Genomic DNA, 21251 nt, shown 5'->3' on the forward strand with positions numbered 1-21251 from the left:
AGCCGGTCCACGAAGGCCCGCGCGCACCGATCTTCCGCAGCATCGCCGAAGGCGCGCAATTCGTGTTCTCCAACCAGATCATGCTCGGCGCGATGGCCCTGGACATGTTCTCGGTGCTGCTGGGCGGCGCGGTGTCGATGCTGCCGGCCTTCATCCACGACATCCTGCATTACGGCCCCGAGGGCCTGGGCATCCTGCGCGGCGCGCCTGCACTGGGTTCGATCCTGGTCGGCGTGTGGCTGGCGCGGCACCCGCTGCAGCGCAATGCCGGACGCGTGCTGCTGCTGGCAGTGGCCGGTTTCGGCCTGTGCACCATCGCCTTCGGGTTGTCGCGGCACTTCTGGCTGTCGGCGGCGATCCTGCTCGCCTACGGCATGTGCGACGGCGTCTCGGTGATCGTGCGTTCGACCATCCTGCAACTGGCCACGCCGGACGCGATGCGCGGACGCGTCTCCTCGATCAACGGCATCTTCATCGGCTCGTCGAACGAACTGGGCGCGTTCTACGACGGTGTCATGGCGCGACTGATCGGGTTGGTGCCCGCCGTGGTGCTTGGCGGCTGCGTGACCCTGGGCGTGGTCGGCGTCACCAGCTGGAAAGCGCCCAAGCTGCGCAACCTGGATCTGCGCGACCTGCAATAGGCCTGGCTGACGGCGCGCGTGGGTCGGACGCGAGACAGCCCGGCCCAGTCGTGCATCACGCATCCTGGCGCCGGCGCGTGCGCACCGCGCCAGTCATCCTTCCATTCGCCGCAAACGGCCGCGCTCAGCGCGCGGCGGTCGCCGCGCGCGCCTGCGCCTCGTCGTCGGCCCAGGCATGCGCGCAATCCGGCACGCCGGCCGGCTGCACCAGGCCGCCCTGCCCCGCCAGGAACCGGCAGGTGGCGGCGAACACCGCCGGCACGGCGTGCGAGCGGATCGGCGAGGCCAGCACGTGATTGTCCGCCCCAGGAAAGTCCACTGCCTGACGCAAGGCCGGTGGCGTTCCCAACTGCTTGAACATCGCCTGCAGCGCCGCCACCGACACCGTGCGGTCCTGGTGCTGCGGATCGCGATAGTAGTAGCCCAGGAACACCGGCACATGGATCCGCGCATAGGTCGCCGGCCGCATGCCGCCGCGGGTCAGCGCCGCCAGCGCGCGGTAGCCGTCCAGGTGCGTGGCGTCGGCCCAGTAGGCGCTGTCGACCGGATAGCGCAGGATCGGATCGCCACCGTTGTGCGTCCACGCCAGCAACTGCGCGCCCCACGGCCACAACATCGGCTGCAGCTGATCGCCGTACTCGCGCACCAGCGGCGACCACAGCACCAGCGCCTGCACCTGGCGCGGATTCGCCGCCACCGCCTGCGTCGCCAGCGCACCGCCCATCGAATTGCCGATCACCACCACCCGGTCGCCCAGCACCCGGGTCACCGCCAGCGCCTCGGCCGCACCCGCGAGCAGGCGGCCGGCATCGACGCCGCGCAGCGCGTCGGCCGCGACCAAGCCGTGCCCGGGCAGGCGCGGCAGATACAGATTGCAGCCGAAGCTGCGCGCCAGCCGCACGTGGGTGGGCGCGCCCTCGCCCTGGCTGGCGGTGAAGCCATGCAGATAGACCATGGCGCACGCGCGTCGCCCTGGATGCGCCGGATCGGCCCAGACGATCCGCGCCTGGTTGTCCGGGCGCAGCCCCGGCGTGGCACGTTCGCGCGCATCGATCCAGGCCTGCAGCGCCAGCGGATCCTGCGGCACCGCCGGCACCGCCACCTGCGGCAAGGCCACGCTGACCCGTGGACCCAGCGCAATGACAGCGAGCAATGACAGGGCGATCAGGATCGGCCAGCGCCAGCGACGACGGGGTTTGCGCGCACCCGATCCGGCCACGTTGGAATGACCGTTCAAGTGCGACGCTCCGTTATCGAACTGAGCAAGGATACATAATGGAAATAATTTTCAAGCAGTGACATTGATTGTCGGCGGCGACATGGCGATATACCACAGCCGCCATTATGCGACACCGTCATGACAGGCGCATTTAAAGCCTTTCCAAAGCCACGCGCAGCACTGAAATCCCGATGACAAGCGACTGAATTTCATGGCGTATTTTTTCACCAACCAGTACCGGTAAAACGCATTTTGTAGACAAGATGGAAAGCCCGCAAACACAGAAAGGAAGGCGAAAGAAGGCCCCGAAATTATCTCCTCCGAATTAAGTTTCAGCCCGCTTCTGGAAAATGGACGCGCCTCGAAACGCGCGGCTCCCATATGAAACACGGATGGAATCAGCCGAATGGAACATTCGCTTTTCCGTGACGAGGCAGTGGACGCCCGGAGCCAGGCATGGCTGGGGACGGTGCGACTGGCGACGCCACTTTCGAGTCGGGCCTGGACCGTCGTCGCGCTCGGCATCGCCGCCGCCATTTTGATGTGGCTGTTCTTTGGTCATTACACCCAGCGCGTTCATGTCACCGGGCTTCTGGTCCCGCGCGCCGGCCTGATCAGTCTGACCGCCAATACGCTCGGCGTGATCGACCACGTCGGCGTCGCCGAAGGCGACCGGGTCGCGAGTGGGCAGGTGCTGGTCTCGCTGTCCGGCGAGCACACCAGCAAGGCGCTCGGCAACACGGCGGCCAGCGTCAGCGCGCAGTTGCAACGCCAGGCCGGCAGCCTGCGCCAGGACATCGGCGACACCCAGCGGCTCGAGGACAAGCAGGCAGAGGACAACCGCACGCAGCAATCCGCACTGAAGGAGCAACTGGCTCAGATCGATGCGCAGATCGTGATCGAGAAGAAGCAGATGCAGCTGGTGCAGGAGTTGGTGAACAAATGGTCGGGCCTGGTCGCCGGTGGCTACATCCCGGCGTTGCAGGTCGAGCAGGAGCAATCGGCGCTGCTCGCCGACGAGTCGCAGTTGCGTTCACTGCAGCAGCAGCGCGCCAGTACGCAGCAGCAACTGAGCGTGCTCAACGACCAACTCAATCAACTGCCGCTGGCGGTGTCTGCCAAGCTCAACGACTTGCGCCGGCAGCTGGCCCAAGTCGAGCAGACGCTGGCACAGAACGAAGCGGCGCGCGCCAGCGAGCTGCGCGCACCGGCCAGCGGCACGGTCTCCACCCTGCTGGTCAAACCCGGCGCCTCGGTCGCGCTGGGCCAACCGCTGCTGGCCATCGTCCCGGACGGCTCGGCCCTGCAGGCACAGATCCTGGTTCCCAGCCAGGCCGTCGGCTTCGTCCATCCGGGCATCCAGGTCACCCTGCACTACCAAGCGTTCCCTTACCAGAAGTTCGGCCTGCACCACGGCGTGGTGAGCAGCGTTTCGCGCAGCGCACTGACGCCTGGCGAAGTCACGTTGCTGCTCGGCGGCGGCAATCCGCCCTCCTCCGATCCGCTGTACCTGGCCCGCGTGGACCTGGCGGACCAGAACGTCGAGGCGTACGGACGCAAGGAACCCCTGCGCCCGGGCATGGCGCTGGATGCGGACATGTTGCTGGACCGGCGCCGGATCGTCGAATGGATCTTCGAGCCGCTGTACGGCATGGGTCACCGCTGGAGCAGCGGCGCGTGAGCCCGGCCCCCACTGAGCACAGCGCGCCGGCACAGACCGCGAGCGCGCAGGGCGGCCACGCCGGACGCCTGCGCTTCTGGCGCACGCGCGTGCTGCCGAACGTGCTGCAGGCAGAAGCCGCAGAGTGCGGCCTGGCCTGCATCGCGATGATCGCCGGCTATCACGGTCACCATACCGATCTGCCCGCGCTGCGGCGCCGCTTCAGCCTGTCGCTGAAGGGCATGACCGCGCGACGCCTGATCGAGATCGCGCATGCGCTTGGGCTGCAATGCCGGCCACTTCGGCTGGACCTGGAAGAGCTCGATCAGTTACAGACGCCCTGCGTGCTGCACTGGGACATGGATCACTTCGTGGTGCTGCGCAGCGTCGGTAAGCACGGGATCGTCGTACACGACCCCGCGGTCGGCGTGCGCAACTTGAGCATGAGCGACGTCGGCAGGCACTTCACCGGCGTGGCAATCGAGTTTTCCAGAGGGCCGACCTTTCAGCGCCAGCGCGAGACGCCGCCGGTGTCGCTGCGCGCGCTCGCCGGCTCGGTGCAGGGCCTGGGCCGCGGACTGGCGCAGATCTTCGGGCTGGCCCTGGTCCTGGAAGTCTTCGCGCTCCTGGCGCCCTTGTTCATGCAACTTGTGGTGGATCAGGTGATCGCCGATGGCGACCACGACCTGCTCACGTTCCTCGGCCTGAGCTTCGCACTGCTGATCGTGCTCGAAACACTCGTCTCGGCCTTGCGCAGCTGGACCGTGATGTGGCTCAGCACGCACTTCAACCTCGGCTGGACCGGTAATGTGTTCCAGCATCTGATGCGCCTGCCGCAGTCCTACTTCGGCACGCGCCATCTCGGCGACATCGTGTCCCGCTTCGGTGCGATCGACACGATCCAGCAGACGCTCACCACCCGCTTCGTCGAGATCCTGCTCGACGGGCTGCTCGCCAGCGTCACCCTGGTCGTGCTGTTCGTCTACAGCCCCTTGCTGTCGGCCATCGTCCTCGGTGCGGTCGCCGTGTATGCGGCACTTCGGCTGCTGTACTTCCGCGTCTACCGCGAGGCCAACCTAAGCCAGATCACCGTCACCGCCAAGCAGCACAGCCGATTCCTGGAGGCGGTACGCGGCGTGCAGACGATCCGCCTGAACAACCAGGAGGCCGAGCAGACCGCGCGCTACCTCAACGCTGCGACCGACACGCTGAACACGTCCATCGCCGTGCAACGCCTGGACATGCTGTTCACCGCATTGCAGAACCTGGCGGCAGGCGCGCAGCGCCTGGGCGTGCTCTGGCTGGGTGCTTGGCTGGGATTGAAAGGCCAGTTCACCGTCGGCATGTTGACCGCCTTCGTGGCCTACGGAGACCAGTTCAGCAGCCGCGTCGCCAGCCTGGTCGACTATGCGATCGAACTGCGCATGCTGCGTCTGCAGGCCGAAAGACTGGCCGACATCGTACTGACGCCACCCGAGGCCCACGCCACCAGCGAGCACGCGGGTCCGCTGCCGCAGCCCAGCATCGCCTTCAACAAGGTCAGCTTCCGCTATGCCGAAGGCGAGCCCTGGATCCTGCGCGAGTGCAGTTTTGCGGTGCAGGCAGGCGAATCGGTCGCCATCGTCGGCCCATCCGGGTGCGGCAAGAGCACCCTGGTGAGAGTACTGCTCGGCCTGCTCGATCCGCAACAGGGCGCGATCGAGATCGGTGGCCTCGATCTGCGCCGGCTCGGCAAGTCCCGCTACCGCGCGATCACCGGCAGCGTGATGCAGGACGACCATCTGTTCACCGGTTCGATCGCCGAGAACATCAGCATGTTCGACGTACTCGCCACGCCGCAGGACATCGAGGAGGCCGCCTGCCTGGCCGGCATACACGAGGACATCATGGCCATGCCGATGGCCTACCACAGCCTGGTCGGCGACATGGGATCCTCGCTCTCCGGCGGCCAGCAACAACGCCTGTTCCTGGCGCGCGCGCTGTACCGGCGCCCGCACATCCTGGTGCTGGACGAGGCGACCAGCCATCTGGATCTGGCGCTGGAACGCCAGCTCAACCAGGCGATCAAGGCCCTGAACATCACCCGCATCGTCATCGCGCACCGCCCCGAAACGATCGCGCACGCCGATCGCGTCATCGAATTGCACGAAGGAGCAGTCCGCACGCGCCAGCCTGCGGCGCATGCGCCACGCGCGCCCGTCACCTCCTAGCTTGCCGCCGGCACGGCGGCCAGTTCGCCATGCCACATCGTCCCATCCCGTATCGCCAACGTGAGGTCGCCATCGTGTCAGCGCCGGAAGCGTCGTCCCTGCAAGTCGTCAACAATTTCGTCGAAGTCCAGCATCTGCCGGAACTGCTGCGCGGTCGCGGCGGCTGGTCCTACGGCATCTATCCAGGATTGCTCGGCGACGCCGCGCCGTCCTGGCATATCCATCTGTGCGGCAGCCGCAAGGCGCACGAGCGCGCCATCCACGACGACGTCCTCGCGGCGACCCCGGGCATGGAGGCGCTCCACGAGGTCTGGACGCAGATCAAGGACAACCTCGCGCAGGACTACGGCCTGGTCCGCGCCTACGTGACCGGTCACACGCATGGACAGGACGGCGTGGCGCACCACTACGCCAAGCCGTCGGATCAGGAGCGTGTCGCCCTGCTCTACGCCAGCACCGAATGGAAGGACGACTGGGCCGGCGAAACCGTGTTCTACGACACCGCGCGCGAGTGCATCTCGATCCGCCCGCGTCCTGGCCGGCTGGTGTTGTTCGACGGCGCCGTCACCCGTGCCTCGCGTGCCCCGGCGCGGGAGTGCCCGACGCTGTGCTCGACCATTACCTTCCATATGCGGCGTGTCCGGCGCTGATACCGACCCACCGGGAACATCCACCATGTCGTCTGCCTGCCTGCGCTGCATGTTGACCACGACCGCACTGCTGTCATGCGCCATGGCGCCCTGCATCGCCTCGGCGAGCGGTTTCGGCGGCACGCGTGCCGATCTTGGTGAACCGTTGCAGATCCCCATCGCCGATCCGGACGGACATCCCTGGACCTTGCAGGGACGGCTGTGCCGCCCTGTCGGTGTCCGCCGCCCGCGCGTCGTGGTCATCGCACACGGCTCACCGGCCAAGGCATCCGATCGACCCGGCATGACGCTGGAAACCTGCGATGGCGAATCGGCGCGCTGGTTCCTGCGACGCCACTACGCCGTGGCATTGGTCCTGCGCCTCGGCTACGGCGCCACCGGCGGTCCCTGGAGCGAGGGCTATGACGGCTGCGACCGCGCCGACTACGTCAAGGCCGGCTTGGAAACCGCACGCCAGCTCAAACGCATCGTGGACGTCCTGACCGCGCTGCCCGACTACAGCCCGACCGGCGCCGTCGTGGTCGGCCAGTCGGCGGGCGGCTGGGGCACGTTGGCGTACGAGACCCTGCCGCATCCCAACGTCGGCGCATTCGTCAACATGGCCGGCGGGCGCGGCGGCCACTTCCACGACCGGCCCAACAGCAACTGCCATCCTGACAGGCTGATCGCGGCAGCCACCACGTTCGGCCAACAGGCCACCACCCCGATGCTGTGGATCTATACGGCCAACGACAGCTTCTTCGGACCTGACCTTGCAGCGTCGTTGCATCGCGCCTTCACCGAGGCAGGCGGCCAAGCGGTTCTGGTGACGCCGGCCGCTTTCGGCGACGACGGCCACCATCTGTTCTTCGGCCATGGCGGTTCCGCGATCTGGGGACCGGCCGTGGACCGCTATCTCGGCTCGATGGACGCCCCGGCGTCTCCTTGACCCACCGTCACCCACATCCTCCCATTCCCAGCAGGGCTGTACGATGACCATGCAATCGCTTCGGGACCTGATCCAGACCGTCGGTCTGCACACCAGCGCCGAGAACATCCCCCTCATCACCAAGAAGGGCGGCTCCTACCTCTGGCTGTTCGATCTGCGCCGGGTGTTCATGCGACGCGCTGCGCTCGAGCAGATCGCCGCAGCGTTCTGGGAGCGCAATGCCGCACGCCCGCCTTTCCAGCTCGGCGGCCTGGAAACCGCGGCGATCCCGCTGCTCACCGCGCTGCTGTTGACCGCCCCCAAAGAACGCGGCCCGGTCAACGGCTTCATCATTCGCAAGGATCGCAAGACCACGGGGATGGGCAACGCCATCGAGGGCGATGTGCTCGACCTGCCCATCGTGCTGGTCGACGACTCGCTCAATTCCGGCAACAGCGCCGAGAAGGCGCGTGCGGTGATTGCGGCGGCCGGACACGCGCTCGACGAGGTGTTCGTGGTGGTCGATTTCCTGTCCAAGGCTGGCATGCAGTGGCGCAAGACGCACGCGATCTCGGTGCAAACACTGTTCACGCTCAAGGATTTCGACCTGCCGCCGGAACAAAGCGCGCCGCCGCCCACCCAGGCGTATCGCGAACTGTGGCGGACGGCGACGCCGGGAGGCTTCGCCTTCCACGTGGTCCCCAAGTCCGCGCCGCTGCTGGTCGGCGACATGATCTACCGCGGCTGCGACGCCGCCAAGATGCAGGCGTTCTCCGCCGAGACCGGCGGGTTGGTCTGGGAATACCCGGTGACCGGTGCGGCGTACACCAAGAAGGGCATCTGGTCTTGCCCCGCCTACCATGACGGACGCCTGTACTTCGGCGCGTACAACGGCACCGTCTACTGCCTCGATGCGGCCAGCGGCGAGGAGATCTGGACACATCCGGACGGCGACTGGGTCGGGGCTTCGCCGCTGCTGGTGCCGCGCCACAAGCTGATGTACGTGGGCATCGAATATGTCCGCCCATGGGCGCAGGGCAGCCTCGCCGCCTATGCGATGGACACCGGCGAAAAGATCTGGGAGCACCAGGTGCAGAAGCTGCAGCACGGATCGCCCGGCTACTGGGAAGGCGGCGACCTGGTGATCTGGGGCAGCGCGGACCATGAGACGCTCGCGCTCGACGCCAGGACAGGACGCATCGCCTGGCGCTTCAAGACGCGGCGCTCGGTGAAGTACGCGCCGGCGGTGGACGAACGTCGCGGGCTGACCGCCTTCGCCTCGTTCGACAAGTCCATCTACGTGCTGGATGTCGCCACCGGCGAAAAGCGTGGCGAGTGGCAGACAGACGAAATCTGCTACACCACGCCGCTGTTCGCCGGCAACAAGCTGTTCTGTGGCTCGGGCGACCGCCATCTGTACGTGATCAACATCGACACGATGCAACTGATCAAGAAGATCAACCTGCGCTCGCGCGTGTACGCCTCGCCCAAGCGGATCGGCAACCGGGTGATCGTCGGCAGCAACGGCGGCCGCGTCGTCGAGATCGACATCGACACGCTCGAAACCGTGGGCGTGCTGCAGTTGCCCGACGCAGTGACCAACGGTGTCGCGATCTCGCCTGACGAACGGCGCATCTACGTGTCCACCTACATGAACCATCTCTATGCCTTTGAGCGCCTGAGCGACGTGCACGCGCAGTCCGCGTGCCCCGCCCTCGCCGCATCCTGACGTGCGGCACGCGTGAACGGGATCGGTCCACGCATGCGGCGCCTTCGTCGCGTACGCGGATCAGCCGAAGCGAGGACGGCCTCTTCCCCGCATACCTGTTCGAGGATCACCATGAGAACACTCGATATCATCGAAATCGACCTGGTCGCAGGCGGGACGCGCACATCGATCGGCGCACACCCGCTGTCCAGTTCGATCCACCATGCCAAGGCGCACAACAAGACCCACCACGCCAAGGCCAGGATCCATCACCACCACGCCGCGATGCACAAGTCCGCGACCATGCAGATGGCACGGATGGAAGAGGTCGAACCGATCGGTGAAGGCGGTGAGGGCGGCGAAGGCGGAGAGGGAGGGGAAGGCGGTGAAGGTGGCGAGGGAGGTGAAGGTGGCGAGGGAGGCGAAGGCGGTGAAGGCGGTGAAGGTGGTGAGGGAGGCGAAGGCGGCGAAGGCGATGGCAGCGGCGGTTACGACGACGGCGACGATGCCGACGGCAACGGCCCGGCCGATACCAGCATAGGCAGCAGCCATACGACGTCCGATGGCAGGACGGTCTCGATCACTTACCAGAACACCCAGGACGGCTCGAGCAGCAACAACCCGGTCACCTCCAAAATGGCCTCGACCCTGGGCTCGGTGCTCGACGGCGACCAGAGCGTCGACAGCATCGATATCTCGGCCACGACCAACGGCAGCCACAACCCCAATTCCGCCCACTACACGGGCAACGCCGTCGACATCAACATCATCAACGACGTCCATGTCGGGACGAGCGGCGAAGGCCTCCAGAACGCCCAGGCGCTGGAGAATGCGGCGATGGCCAATCCCAACGTGAGCTACGTGGAAGGCCCTGCGGGCAATTTCATCCGCTCCAGTCCCACCGCGGACTGGACCGCCGCCAGCCGCGAGACCGGCGACACCACCCACGTCCACATCAGCGTCTTCAAGTAACACGCACCCCACCCTCTCCCGGGCCGGCGCACGCCAGCCCGGGAGACAATCGCCCATCGGAGCTCTGCGTATGAAGTCTTTCTGGTTACCGCGCATCTGCATGACCCTGGCGCTCGCCGTCGCCGTGCAAGGATCGTCGCAGGCGAAGCAAGCCTCGTCTCACGCAGGCGGAGAACAGGCGATCGCCTATGTGCTGAAGAACGACATCGTCCTGTCGAGGCTGTTCGCGGACTGTCCTGCGCTGAAATTTGTTCGCACCGGCGCCGAAGGGAGCAACGCCTTCCTGATCGAAGGCAACTGCGACATCAAGAACAACCCGGAGGAGGATGCCGACTGCCCGTCCTATCACGTCCATGCGACCGGGACGATGGATACCCCGTCGCATTGGACGGTCCGCCGCCTGGAGCTGGCCTTGGTGTGCTCCAGCGAGGGGGCGACGACCACCCAGCAGATGTAGCCGCCGGATAGGCGCTGACGCCATTGCTGCAGGACGCAGTGCGGGGAACCGCACGGTGCCCGCTCCCGCGGTTCGCCCTGGTGTTGCAGCCCACGCGCGGCGCAGCGTGCGACATGGCGGCGTCGTCCTTGTCGCCTGGCGCAGCCGCATGCTCCACGTTTCTTGCGTTCGAACGCCTCCCCACGCGCAAGACCGGGCCTACGCCCTGCCCGCGCCCTGGGACGTGCCGCACGCAGCATGAACCGATCCGATCGTCGGCCACGCCGCGCGCAACGGATCAGCCGAAGCGGGAACGGCGCTTTTCCCGCACCTCTGTTCAAGGATCAACATGAGAACGCTCGATATCATCGAAATCGATATGGTTGCAGGCGGCACGCGCACATCCATCGGCGCGCATCCGTTGTCCAGTTCGATTCACCACGCCAAGGCGCACAAGAAAACCCACCACGCCAAAGCCAAGACCCATCACCATCACCACATGGCGATGCACAAGACTGCGACGGCCCAGATGGCCATCAGCGACGAAATCGCACCGGTCGAATCGGAGGGCGGTGGCGAGGGCGGTGAAGGCGGTGAAGGCGGTGAAGGAGGCGAAGGCGGTGAGGGAGGAGAAGGTGGCGAGGGAGGCGAAGGCGGTGAAGGCGACGGTGGCGACGGTGATGGTGGCGACGGAGACGGCGACGGTGATGGCAGCGATGGCGACGGTGCCGGCAGCAACGACAAGCCCGCGACGTCCGCGTCGGCCAGCGGCACCACGGTGACCTATACCGCGGCCGATGGCACCACGCATGATGTCACCGGCACCCATCCCAACCGCGACAACAACCCGCTCGACATCCGCTCCGGCACGTTCGCGGACAATCACGGCACGCTCGGCGACGACCGCGGCTTTGCGATCTTCTCCAGCCCGCAAGCCGGTCTGGACGCCGCGGCGGCCAACATGGACCGCCTCAACAACAACGCCGGTGGCACCGCCACGCTGAGTGACCTCATCACCAGCTGGTCGCCGCCGAGCGAAAATCCGACCTCGGAGATGATCACCACGATCACCACCAATTCGGGCCTGAATCCGTCCGATCAGTGGTCATCGTTGAACAGCGACCAGCGCAACGCGTTCATCACCGCCTACGGGCACCGCGAAGGCTGGGATCCCAACAACCACTAATTCATCCTTGGGCGGGGCCGGGAGCGCTCCCGGCCTCGCCCACGCGCGATCCACCACCGGAGATGCCCCATGCCACACCGCTCCTTTTCGCTGTTCGGCATCCTTGTATTCGGCATGGCCGTCGCACAGGCCAACGCCACCGGCAACGACGCCGCTGCCTGTACCCGCGGGCTCCACCAGGCCTTCGCTGCCTCCAGTAATGCGTCCACCCTACCCGCTCCATGCACGCACATCGGCCCGGTCGCGCTTGGCATGCACAAGCAACAGGTCCTGGCCTTACTCGGCCAGCCTGACATCACCCGCGACGATGCCGAGCATCCGGACACGCTCAGCGTGATGTACCTGTACCCGCGCGATTTCAAAGCGCAACTGGCTCGGCATCCGCGTCCGGTTGGCACGCTCGTCTACAGTCAGCTGGCCTTACGCTTCCGTAATGACCGTGTCATCAACCTAATCGCCTTCGCCGATCTGAAAGTTCCCCTGCCCTTCGACCTGCTCGGCCAGCCGGTCGGCACCCACATCGATCGCCTCCTCCAGGCGATCGGTGGCAATGCGCAATGGAACGCCAGCCGAGACTATGTGCAGTTCGCCGCCATGCCGCTGGCCGTGGATGTGGATCCGGACACCTCGGCCATCGTCGGGCTGAACATCGCAGCCACCAAGGAGGACCTTTACAACTTCAGTCCGCTCGGCCTGGATCTCGTCAAGGACGCGAAAAGCGCTCTGGTCAACGGGGTGCGCTGAAGGCGCCGCCGCCCATGCTGAGGGACAGCCACCTCGACGCATCACCCGCACAGCCGCAGGTGGCCCAGCAGCAGGATCGGCCCATGGCCGAGCATCACGTCGATGCCGCGGGGCCGATTTGGGGAGGCGGCATCGCCTCCGCGGCGTGCGGCATCGCCGACAGACGAACTGCCTAGACCGGCGATGAGGCGACCAAAACGCAAAGCCCCGCGTGAGCGGGGCCTTGCCTTGACGCATTGAAGGCGGTGATCGCTCAGTCGCCCTGCTGCTTCTGCAGGTGCTCCCAGCGCTCCTGCGCGTCGATGGTGCGCTCGGCGGTCAGGCGCGCCTCCAGGCGCTCCAGGCCGATTTCCTCGCCAGTGTCCACGCAGTAGCCGTAGTCGCCGGCGTCCAGGCGCTTGAGCGTGCTGTCGATCTTGCCGATCAGCTTGCGGTAGCGGTCGCGGGTCCGCAGTTCCAGCGAGTTCTCGGTTTCGCGAGTGGCGCGCTCGGCTTCGTCGCCGATGTCGCGGACCTCGTCGCGCAGGTTCTCGATGGTCTGCTTGGATTCCTCGACCAGATCGGCGCGCCAGGTGAGCAGGCGCTGGCGGAAGTACTCCTGCTGCAGCGCGCTCATGTACTCCTCGTCGGCCGCCGGCTTGTAGCCCTTGGGCAGGATCGGGCGGCCGGTGGCCTCGTCGGTCTTGTACTCGACCACCTTGTACTTGGCCGGCTTGACCGGGGTGTTGGACTTGGCGGTCACGGCCACGGCGACCTTGCCGGTGGGCTTGGCGACCGGCGCCTTCGGGGTGGATTCGGACTTGGTGGGGGTTTTCGCGGAGGATTTCGAAACGGACACGGGATTCTTTTGTGGCGGGGTCGACGGCGCGACGGACTTGGCGGCAACGGGCTTGGAGGCCGGTGCTGCGGCAGGCGCGGCGGGCTTGACCGGGACAGGCTTGGCCGCAGCCGGCTTGGGCGCCGACTTCGGTACGGAGGTGGTCACCGCAGGTGCGGCAGAGGCGGTGGCCGGTTTGGATTTGGCGGGAGCGGCCGCGGTCTTGGCCACAGGCTTGGCCGCTGGCGTCTTCGCTGCCGGCTTGGCGGCGGGCGCTGGCTTGACGGCGGCCTTGGCCGGGGCGACCGGCTTGGCAGGCGCCGTCTTGGCCGGGGCCTTCTTGGCAGGAGCGGACTTGGCCGGCGCCGCAGCGACCGGCTTGGCCGCCGGCTTCTTGGCCACGGCCTTGCTGGCCGATTTGGCCGGCGCGGCCTTGGCTGCCGATTTCGCAGGCGCGGCTTTCTTCAGTGGTTTGCTGGCGGCGGACACCGTCGCTTTCTTGGCGACGGGCTTGGCAGGCTTCTTGGCGGCCTGGACGGCCTTCTTTGCAGGTTTTTTAGCAGCCACGAACGCTCTTCCTTGGTCTTCCCGGGGCCCGGGAAAGCGGGCCTTTATAGCCTACCCTACCCCCCGCGGCAACAACGCGGCGTATACGCCGAGCGACCCGCCTAGTCCAGCACAGTGGCATATCATGGTGATGTGATCGCCCGCGCTCTCATCGCCCTGCTGCGCCTGTACCAGCGCTTCATCAGCCCGCTGCTGGGACCGCGCTGTCGTTTCGTGCCCAGTTGCTCGGCGTATGCGGTGACCGCCATCGCCCGTTTCGGCGCATTGCGCGGCGGCTGGATGGCCGCCCGCCGCGTCGGCCGCTGCCACCCCTTCCATCCTGGCGGGTTCGACCCGGTGCCCGACCCCACGGCGCCGCCACCCTGCCGCTGCCAAGGAAAACACTGATGTCCGCTTCCACACTGATCGTCAACGCGCGCCTGGTCAACGAAGGCCGCGAAACCCAGGGCGATCTGCGCATCGCCGACGGCCGCATCGCCGCGATCGCCCCGCAGCTGGCCGCGCGCGAGGGCGAGACCGTGGTCGATGCCGCCGGGCGCTGGCTGCTGCCCGGCATGATCGACGACCAGGTGCACTTCCGCGAACCCGGCCTGACCCACAAGGGCGACATCGCCACCGAATCGGCCGCGGCGGTGGCCGGCGGCCTGACCAGCTTCATGGACATGCCCAACACCAACCCGCCCACGCTCGACGCCGCCGCGCTGCAGGCCAAGTACGACGCCGCGCGCGGCCGCGCCTGGGGCAACTACGGCTTCTACCTGGGCGCCAGCAACGACAACCTGGCCGCGATCCAGACCCTGGACCCGAAGACCGCGCCCGGTATCAAGGTGTTCATGGGCGCCTCCACCGGCAACATGCTGGTCGACAACCCGCAGACCCTGGACGCGATCTTCCGCGACGCACCGACGCCGATCATCACCCACTGCGAAGACACCCCGACCATCGACGCGACCCTGGCTGCGTTCAAGGAAAAGCATGGCGAGGCGCTGACCCCGGACATGCACCCGGACATCCGCTCGCGCGAGGCCTGCCTGAAGTCCTCGCAGCTGGCGGTGTCGCTGGCGAAGAAGCACGGCACCCGCCTGCACGTGCTGCACATCTCCACCGCCGACGAGCTGGCGCTGTTCACCCCCGGCCCGATCCAGGGCAAGCGCATCACCGCCGAGACCTGCATCCATTTCCTGCGCTTCGACCGCGCCGACTACGCCACGCTCGGCAACCTGATCAAGTGCAACCCGGCGATCAAGGACGCCAGCGACCGCGAGGCGCTGATCCGCGCGATCGCCGAGGACGTGATCGACGTGCTCGCCACCGACCACGCCCCGCACACCTGGGAAGAGAAGAGCAAGCCGTACGCGCAGGCGCCGTCGGGCTTGCCGCTGGTGCAGTACGCGCTGGTCGCGGCGCTGGAGTTGGTCCACGAGGGCCGACTCAGCGTGGCCCAGGTGGTGCACAAGTTCGCGCACGCGCCGGCGCTGCTGTTCGACGTGCACGAACGCGGCTTCCTGCGCGAGGGCTACCACGCCGACCTGGTGCTGATCGACGACACCGCGTTCACCGTGCGCCGCGAGGACGTGCTGTCCAAGTGCGGCTGGTCGCCGTTCGAAGGCCGCAGCTTCCGCTCCAGGATCGCCGCGACCTGGGTCAACGGCGTGCTGGCCTGGGACGGCACCCGCCTGGTCGGCAGCCCCAACGGGCAGCGCCTGGCGTTCGACCGCTGATGCGCGGCGCCCTGGTGTCCGGCGCCGCATTGGCGTTGGTCCTGCTGGCCGTGCCGCTCGCCCCGGCGCTGCACGCACAGACGCCGGCCGCAGCCGGCGCCCAGGCGCGTAGCGTGTTCCCGCGCAGCGCCTCGCAGGGCGCGCTGGTGATCGGCAAGGTCGCGCCCGGCAGCCGCGTGCAGTACGCCGGACGCACCCTGCGGGTCAGCGACTACGGCAGCGTGGTGTTCGGCATCGGCCGCGACGAGCGCGGTCCGCTGCGCATCGCCGTGCAGCGCCCGGATGGCGGGACCGAGACGGTCGAGATCGCGGTGACGCCGCGCGACTGGCCGCTGGAACAGGTCAACGGGGTGCCGCCGAAGACGGTGAACCCGCCGCCGGCGATCGCCGAGCGGATCAAGCGCGAACAGGCCCAGGTCACTGCCGCACGCGACCGCGACGACCCGCGCACCGATTTCGCCGCACCCTTCATCTGGCCGGTGCAGGGCCGCATCAGCGGCCGCTTCGGCAACGCCCGGGTCTACAACGGCCAGCCCGGCGCCGGGCATTCCGGCATGGACATCGCCGTGCCCACCGGCACCCCGGTCAAGGCCCCGGCCGCCGGCGTGATCACCTTCGCGGCCCCCGACCTGTACCTCACCGGCGGCACCGTGCTGCTGGATCACGGCTATGGCGTCAGCTCCAACTTCCTGCACCTGTCGCGGATCGACGTCAAAGTCGGCGACCGCATCGCCCAGGGCCAAGTGATCGGCGCAGTGGGTGCCACGGGTCGTGCGACCGGGCCGCATCTGCATTGGGGGATGAATTGGTTCGATGTGCGCATCGATCCGTTGTTGGTGCTGGAGCGGACGAAGCAGCCGTAGAGCGTTGGTGCGTCAGGTGCGCTGGCGCGCGGCGGCGCGTTCCTCATCCGGGTCGCCGACACATTCTCCTGGCGCGGTTCGATGTGCGCATCGATCCGTTGCTGGTGCTGGAGCGGACGAAGCAGCCGTAGAGCGTTGGTGGGTCAGGTGCGTTGGCGTGCGTGGCCGGGAGGCAGCACCCTCACCCCGCCCCTCTCCCAATGGGAGAGGGGCAAGCTCTCCCTTCTCCCCTCGGGAGAAGGTGCCCCGAAGGGGCGGATGAGGGTACGGGCGCAGCCTCGCGCACTGCGCTGGCGCGCAGCCTTTCAGCTACGCCGACGTGGGCACCTCAAGCAGGCGCCCCAGCACCACGTGCGAGGGGCTGTTGGCCAGGTCCAGCGGCATCACCAGCTTGGGGTTGGGCTTCGGCAAGGGCGTTCCCGGCGCTTCTTCGCCGGCTTCCCGCAGCAGACTGCCGTTGTCTTCCACCTGATCGGTGACCGGCGCCAGCGGCGGCAGGTGGAGTCCGGCGCGGACCGCGTTGGCGCGACTCAGCAAGTCGTCGTCGGCGACCGTGGTCAGCGCCGAGGCGGCCAGGCTGGCCGGTGCGCCCTCCACCGCGGCCAGGCGCTGCGCGATGTCGCCCAGGGCCTGCTGCCGCTGCGGATGCAGCAGTTGCCACACTTCCTGCCACAGCGCCTTCCAGTCCAAGTGCGGGAACGGCATGTGGGTCGGCCCGCTGAGCACGATCTGCGGCGCCAGCCGGCCCGGCGGCGTCACATCGCATTCGGCCAGCGCGCGGTACACCACTTCGCTGCACACCATGTGCGAAGGGTCGTCGCGCACCAGATGGTCCAGCGCCTCGCGCACCACGATCCGCGCCAGCCAGTGCTGCGGCCACTTGCCGCGGATGGCGACCAGCAGGCCGAGCGTGGCCAGGCTGTCCAGCGGATATGGGGTTTTCAGCATCAACTGTGCCTTCGCCAGCACGCTGGCGCGATCGGCGTCGTCCAGCGCCACGCAGGCGTAGCTGAGCGGCCGGTAGGCGTCGATGATCAGGTAGTTGGTGGTGTCGGTCAGCCGCTGCGACAGCGGATAGCGGCGCACGCCGCTGGCCGCCGCCTCGATCAGCTCGCCGTTGTCGGCGACGATGGCGGCATGGCTGTAGATGCTGTCGCCGCACCAGGCGATCAGTTCGGAGACCGGGCCGCAGCCCAGTTGCAACAGGATGTCGCCGACCTGCAACTGATCGGGAGCGAACGCGGGCAAAGCGGGCTGTGCAGTCATGGCTGAGGCTCCTTGGTGGGTGACGCGGTGGATGGGGAAACGCTGACGCGGTTGCGGCCGGCGGCCTTGCTGGCGTAGAGCGCGGCATCGGCCCGCTGCAACAGCGCCGCCACGCTCTCGCCGCGCTGCCATTGCGCCACGCCGACGCTCAGCGTGCATGACAGCGCCTGGCCTTCGCGCGGCAGCGGCTGCGCGGCGACGTGCTGGCGGATGTCCTCGGCCACCCGCCGCGCGGCCTCCAGGGTGGCGCCGGGCATCAGCAGCAACATCTCATCGCCGCCCTGGCGGCCGAGCGTGTCGCTGCTGCGCAGGCGCGCCCGCGCGCAGGCGGCGACCCAGCGCAGGCAGGCGTCGCCACCGGCGTGGCCATGGATGTCGTTGATGCGCTTGAAATGGTCGATATCGATATAGGCCAATGCCAGCGGCCGGTCGCCGCGCGCGGCGTCCTGCAGCGCCTCGGCCAGACGCTGCTGCAGCGCGGCGCGGGTGAGGATGCCGGTGAGTTCGTCCACGGTCGCCATGCGGCTGGCGCGGTCGCGGTCGCGACGCAGTTCCAGGATCTGCTCGGCCAGACCGAAGGTCACCAGCAGGCAGGAGATCGCCAACGCCAGGCTGATGCCATGCGCCAGCACCGGCGCGGCCACGTCCAGGCGCAACCACCCGGTCAGTTCCAGGCAGCGCAGCACGCACAGCATCCACAGCGGCGTCCACGAAGCCAGCAACGGCCAGGCGTAGCGTTGCCCGCGCAAGGCCAGCAGCAGGCAACACGGCAGCAGCAGCGCCGCACCGACGATCAGCCCGAGATTGCCCAGCACGCTCAGCACCGCCGCGTCCGACAGCAGGCAGGCCACGGCGATGCCGAGCAGGAACAGCGCGCATAGCCGCAGCACCCGGTCCAGCCGCGGCAGTTGCCGCCGCATCTCCAGTTGCCGGCGCTGGAAGGTGATGATGAAGAAGCCACCGAGCGCGGCGACGATGCGCATCGGCGTCGGCGAGGACGCGAACACGCTGGCCAGGCCCGGCACCGCGCGCGCCTCGCCGCCGAGGCCGAGCAGGTACAGCAGCACGCACATCACGTTGGCGGTGAAGTAGCCGTAGATCGGCTCGCGCAGACGCGCCCACAACGCGATCGCCAGGATCGCCAGCACCGTGGTCGAGCCGAGGATGAAGGCGCGCCAGCCGACATAGTGCAGATCCTCGCGCTGCACCTGCGCCAGCGGCGCGATGCCCACCGGCATCGGCATCGCCGCCGGCGCGTGCACCCGCAGCCAGATCGAGGCACCGGCCGGCAACCCCTGCGGCAAGGCGATCACCAGGGCCCGGGTGGAGTAGCGCAGGTCGGCGTCGGCGCCGTAGATCGCGTGCCGGGTCGGCGCGGTGCGCCCTGGCACCCAGGCCTCGACCCGGGTCAGATACGGCGACTGCAGCACCAGTTGCGGCTGGCCGTCGCGACCGATCGCATGGTCGGCACGGATCCGCCACCAGGTGGGCTGCTTGCTGCGCTCGTACAGAATCGCACCATGCCCGGCATCGGCGAACGCGGCATCGTCACGCCCCGCCACCACCTCCGATGCCGGAGGGTCGGCGGCCAGCCGTTGCAACAGCAGTTCCTGCCCCAGCACCGACCCGGTCACGCCCAGGCACAGCAACAGGCAGCACCAACGGCACAGGCGCTTCAATCGACGGGCTTCCAGATGAGATCCGCGTCGAGCGTAGCGCACGTCGCGGCGCCGCTCGTATCCAAATTCACGACCCCGTCACGCCACCACTCAGGGTCGGCACACCGCGCGCAGATCCATGCTGCAGTGCGGCGACCGTCCGCCGCCGCCGGGTCTGGAACACCTGCAGCCGTCGCCTTTCGGCCTGGAAATCGCCCTCCACGCCCATGCCAACCGGCGCGCCGCGCGTGCGGCGGATCCGCGATCGTGATGGAAGCGACATAACCGAGCTCTGGCTGAGACACCGGCCGGCATCGACGGGCGAACGCCCCTACCATCGCCGGTCCGCTGACGACGCCGGATCAGGCGACCGGATGACACCGGTATCATTCCAAGCGTTGCCGCGGGCCCTTATCCTTGAGCGGAGGCTTCCCATGACCGTATCGCGCTGGTTGCTGCTTTCCTCCACCCTCGCCCTGGCGGGCGGGGTCGTCACCGATGCCCCGGCGCTGACCGGCACTGCGTCGCGCCCGCAACTGACCAGCAGCGAGGCGGCCAACCAGACCGTCGCCCGCCACCTGGCCCAGGCCGGACCGATCGGCGCGCTGGTCACCGACAACTGGGATCCAAGCGCCGGCGTCGCGCTGCTGCAGGCCGACTACGCGGTGGCCGCCGACGGCAGCACCCGCTACCGCACCGTGCAGGCCGCGGTGGACGCCGCGGTCGCCGCCGGCGGCAGCATGCGCCGCTACATCAGCGTGGCGCCGGGCACCTACACCGAAGTGGTCTGCGTCCCCGCCGCGGCGCCGCCGCTCACGCTGTTCGGCCTCGGCGGCAGCCCGGCCAGCACCACGATCCGTTTCGGCAACGCCAACCCCACCCCGAAACCCACCGGCAGCGCCACCCATCCGTGCGCCAGCAACGCCGCCAGCAGCACCGTCGGCACCTCCGACAGCGGCACCGTCACCGTGCGCGCGGCGCAGTTCCAGGCGCGCAACCTGGCGATCGTCAACAGCTATGTCGAGGGCACCTACAGCGGCAGCAACCAGTCGGCGGTGGCGCTGGCGTTGCGCGGCGACAAGGCAGTGCTGGAGAACGTGGTGCTGACCGGCAACCAGGACACCCTGCTGGTCAGCGCCGGCAGCGCCAACACGGTGATCCGCGCCTATTTCAAGGGCGGCACCATCGAGGGCGACACCGACTTCATCTTCGGCTCGGGCGTGGCGGTGTTCGCCGGCAGCACCATCCGCTACACCGCCGCGCGCCGCGGCGCCGCCGACGGCGGGGTGATCTTCGCGCCCAGCACCCGCCCGGGCAGCAGCTACGGCTTCCTGGCGATCGGCAGCACCTTCGATGCGGTCGGCAATCCGGGCAGCGGCACGGTGTGGCTGGGCCGGGCCTGGGACGAGAGCGTGGGCAGCCTGTCCAACTACGTCGACGGCACCTCGCCCAACGGCAAGGTGGTGATCCGCGACTCGACGCTGGGCGGGCACATCCGCAAGAGCGCGCCGTGGAACGCCTCGACCATCGGCCGTCCGTACTGCAGCAGCAACTGCAGCACCTCGGCCAATCGCTTCTACGAGTACGCCAACAGCGGCGCCGGCAGCGCGCCCTGAAGCCAGGCGGCGGTGCGGGTGGGACGTGTCGTCCTGCCCGCGATGCCGCGTCGCGGTTGCGCGTACCTGTTGCGAGGACGCGCGAGGACGTGGACGTCTGTCCAGATCTGAGCGATGACACCGCGACGCACGCGCGCAACCTCGGCCCTTCGGGTTGGGCCTGGCAGGCCAACCCGACGTCGTCGAAGAGTGTTGGTCGCTCTAGCCCAGCCCGGCCCACCAGGCGCGCCACAGCGTCGCCATCTGTCCCGGCGGCCTGGGTATAGCGGTCGCCTGCTGCACCATCCGCGCACGCGCCAGCGCCGACAGGATGCGCCGCGGACGCGGCCCGCGCACGCGGCGCGGCCACGGCTTCAGCAATGCCTGCGCCCAGCGCTGGCGCTGCTGTGGCTCCTCGCCGCCGCGCAGCA

General features: G+C 68.1%; 18 protein-coding genes and 1 pseudogene. 14 read left to right on the forward strand and 5 right to left on the reverse strand.

Features of this window, described 5'->3' with window-relative positions; genetic code table 11:
- A partial coding sequence (locus D183_RS0115350; protein WP_017909784.1) for an MFS transporter occupies positions 1–641 on the forward strand: 641 nt, incomplete at its 5' end.
- Positions 642–765: 124 nt separating this feature from the next.
- Here D183_RS0115350 and D183_RS0115355 read toward each other — a convergent pair.
- Positions 766–1878, reverse strand: a complete 1113-nt coding sequence (locus tag D183_RS0115355) for an alpha/beta hydrolase (protein WP_026144521.1) — start codon at positions 1876–1878, stop codon at positions 766–768.
- A gap of 523 nt (positions 1879–2401) precedes the next feature.
- Between D183_RS0115355 and D183_RS0115360 the strand changes: the two genes are divergently transcribed.
- From D183_RS0115360 to D183_RS0115400, 9 genes are all read left to right on the forward strand, one after another.
- Positions 2402–3541 (forward strand): HlyD family secretion protein, encoded by a 1140-nt coding sequence (locus D183_RS0115360; protein ID WP_017909786.1) that lies wholly within the window; start codon positions 2402–2404, stop codon positions 3539–3541.
- A complete protein-coding gene (locus tag D183_RS0115365) occupies positions 3538–5730 on the forward strand; it encodes a peptidase domain-containing ABC transporter (RefSeq protein WP_017909787.1) in 2193 nt (730 codons plus the stop codon). Before D183_RS0115360 ends, D183_RS0115365 begins: the two co-directional genes overlap by 4 nt.
- A 29-nt stretch (positions 5731–5759) precedes the next feature.
- Complete coding sequence (locus D183_RS0115370) at positions 5760–6380, forward strand: hypothetical protein (protein WP_017909788.1); 621 nt, start codon at positions 5760–5762, stop codon at positions 6378–6380.
- Between the two features lie 25 nt (positions 6381–6405).
- Positions 6406–7308 carry a hypothetical protein gene (locus tag D183_RS0115375; RefSeq protein ID WP_232757284.1) on the forward strand — a complete coding sequence of 301 codons (903 nt, stop codon included), beginning with the start codon at positions 6406–6408 and terminating at the stop codon, positions 7306–7308.
- Positions 7235–9016, forward strand: a complete 1782-nt coding sequence (locus D183_RS0115380; RefSeq protein WP_232757285.1) for an outer membrane protein assembly factor BamB family protein — start codon at positions 7235–7237, stop codon at positions 9014–9016. The genes D183_RS0115375 and D183_RS0115380 overlap by 74 nt, the downstream gene beginning before the upstream one ends.
- Positions 9017–9127: 111 nt before the next feature.
- On the forward strand, positions 9128–9967 hold the full coding sequence (locus D183_RS28050; protein WP_051067633.1) for a hypothetical protein: 840 nt from the start codon (positions 9128–9130) through the stop codon (positions 9965–9967).
- A gap of 70 nt (positions 9968–10037) precedes the next feature.
- Positions 10038–10424 carry a hypothetical protein gene (locus D183_RS0115390; protein WP_017909791.1) on the forward strand — a complete coding sequence of 129 codons (387 nt, stop codon included), beginning with the start codon at positions 10038–10040 and terminating at the stop codon, positions 10422–10424.
- 328 nt (positions 10425–10752) lie between these two features.
- Positions 10753–11589, forward strand: coding sequence for a hypothetical protein (locus D183_RS0115395; RefSeq protein WP_017909792.1), 837 nt, complete (start codon positions 10753–10755; stop codon positions 11587–11589).
- 69 nt (positions 11590–11658) lie between these two features.
- A complete protein-coding gene (locus tag D183_RS0115400; RefSeq protein ID WP_026144025.1) occupies positions 11659–12333 on the forward strand; it encodes a hypothetical protein in 675 nt (224 codons plus the stop codon).
- A 253-nt stretch (positions 12334–12586) separates the two neighbouring features.
- Here D183_RS0115400 and dksA read toward each other — a convergent pair whose 3' ends face one another.
- Positions 12587–13717 (reverse strand): RNA polymerase-binding protein DksA, encoded by a 1131-nt coding sequence (gene dksA, locus D183_RS26535; protein ID WP_081613362.1) that lies wholly within the window; start codon positions 13715–13717, stop codon positions 12587–12589.
- 114 nt (positions 13718–13831) lie between these two features.
- On the opposite strand from dksA, the gene yidD reads away from it, so the two are divergent.
- Genes yidD through D183_RS0115425 form a run of 3 tightly spaced genes read left to right on the forward strand, consistent with a single transcriptional unit; the run spans position 13832 to position 16301 of the window.
- Positions 13832–14104, forward strand: a complete 273-nt coding sequence (gene yidD, locus D183_RS0115415) for a membrane protein insertion efficiency factor YidD (protein ID WP_026144024.1) — start codon at positions 13832–13834, stop codon at positions 14102–14104.
- Positions 14104–15438 (forward strand): dihydroorotase, encoded by a 1335-nt coding sequence (locus D183_RS0115420; RefSeq protein ID WP_017909796.1) that lies wholly within the window; start codon positions 14104–14106, stop codon positions 15436–15438. The genes yidD and D183_RS0115420 overlap by 1 nt, the downstream gene beginning before the upstream one ends.
- On the forward strand, positions 15438–16301 hold the full coding sequence (locus tag D183_RS0115425; RefSeq protein WP_017909797.1) for a M23 family metallopeptidase: 864 nt from the start codon (positions 15438–15440) through the stop codon (positions 16299–16301). Before D183_RS0115420 ends, D183_RS0115425 begins: the two co-directional genes overlap by 1 nt.
- Before the next feature lie 309 nt (positions 16302–16610).
- Here D183_RS0115425 and D183_RS0115430 read toward each other — a convergent pair whose 3' ends face one another.
- Positions 16611–17567 (reverse strand): hypothetical protein, encoded by a 957-nt coding sequence (locus D183_RS0115430; protein WP_232757286.1) that lies wholly within the window; start codon positions 17565–17567, stop codon positions 16611–16613.
- Positions 17564–19246: a sensor domain-containing diguanylate cyclase gene (locus D183_RS0115435; protein WP_017909799.1), complete on the reverse strand. Its 1683-nt coding sequence runs from the start codon at positions 19244–19246 to the stop codon at positions 17564–17566. Before D183_RS0115435 ends, D183_RS0115430 begins: the two co-directional genes overlap by 4 nt.
- A 413-nt stretch (positions 19247–19659) precedes the next feature.
- Between D183_RS0115435 and D183_RS0115445 the strand changes: the two genes are divergently transcribed.
- Positions 19660–20841 carry a putative acyl-CoA thioester hydrolase gene (locus tag D183_RS0115445; RefSeq protein ID WP_017909801.1) on the forward strand — a complete coding sequence of 394 codons (1182 nt, stop codon included), beginning with the start codon at positions 19660–19662 and terminating at the stop codon, positions 20839–20841.
- 201 nt (positions 20842–21042) lie between these two features.
- On the opposite strand, the pseudogene D183_RS27805 reads toward D183_RS0115445, so the two are convergent.
- Positions 21043–21251: pseudogene (locus D183_RS27805) on the reverse strand (phytoene/squalene synthase family protein); the annotation flags it as partial.

Source organism: Xanthomonas sp. SHU 199, from assembly GCF_000364665.1.
In the GTDB taxonomy this organism is placed as follows: Bacteria; Pseudomonadota; Gammaproteobacteria; order Xanthomonadales; family Xanthomonadaceae; genus Xanthomonas_A; species Xanthomonas_A sontii.

What these genes read in the sequence shown, in the direction of transcription:
- D183_RS0115360 (WP_017909786.1), top strand. Translation starts at nt 2,402, where the DNA reads ATGTGGCTGTTCTTTGGTCATTACACCCAGCGCGTTCATGTCACCGGG.
- D183_RS0115370 (WP_017909788.1), top strand. Translation starts at nt 5,760, where the DNA reads ATGCCACATCGTCCCATCCCGTATCGCCAACGTGAGGTCGCCATCGTG.
- D183_RS0115375 (WP_232757284.1), top strand. Translation starts at nt 6,406, where the DNA reads ATGTCGTCTGCCTGCCTGCGCTGCATGTTGACCACGACCGCACTGCTG.
- D183_RS0115380 (WP_232757285.1), top strand. Translation starts at nt 7,235, where the DNA reads ATGGCGGTTCCGCGATCTGGGGACCGGCCGTGGACCGCTATCTCGGCT.
- D183_RS28050 (WP_051067633.1), top strand. Translation starts at nt 9,128, where the DNA reads ATGAGAACACTCGATATCATCGAAATCGACCTGGTCGCAGGCGGGACG.
- D183_RS0115390 (WP_017909791.1), top strand. Translation starts at nt 10,038, where the DNA reads ATGAAGTCTTTCTGGTTACCGCGCATCTGCATGACCCTGGCGCTCGCC.
- D183_RS0115395 (WP_017909792.1), top strand. Translation starts at nt 10,753, where the DNA reads ATGAGAACGCTCGATATCATCGAAATCGATATGGTTGCAGGCGGCACG.
- D183_RS0115400 (WP_026144025.1), top strand. Translation starts at nt 11,659, where the DNA reads ATGCCACACCGCTCCTTTTCGCTGTTCGGCATCCTTGTATTCGGCATG.
- D183_RS0115420 (WP_017909796.1), top strand. Translation starts at nt 14,104, where the DNA reads ATGTCCGCTTCCACACTGATCGTCAACGCGCGCCTGGTCAACGAAGGC.
- D183_RS0115425 (WP_017909797.1), top strand. Translation starts at nt 15,438, where the DNA reads ATGCGCGGCGCCCTGGTGTCCGGCGCCGCATTGGCGTTGGTCCTGCTG.
- D183_RS0115430 (WP_232757286.1), bottom strand. Translation starts at nt 17,567, where the DNA reads ATGACTGCACAGCCCGCTTTGCCCGCGTTCGCTCCCGATCAGTTGCAG.
- D183_RS0115445 (WP_017909801.1), top strand. Translation starts at nt 19,660, where the DNA reads ATGACCGTATCGCGCTGGTTGCTGCTTTCCTCCACCCTCGCCCTGGCG.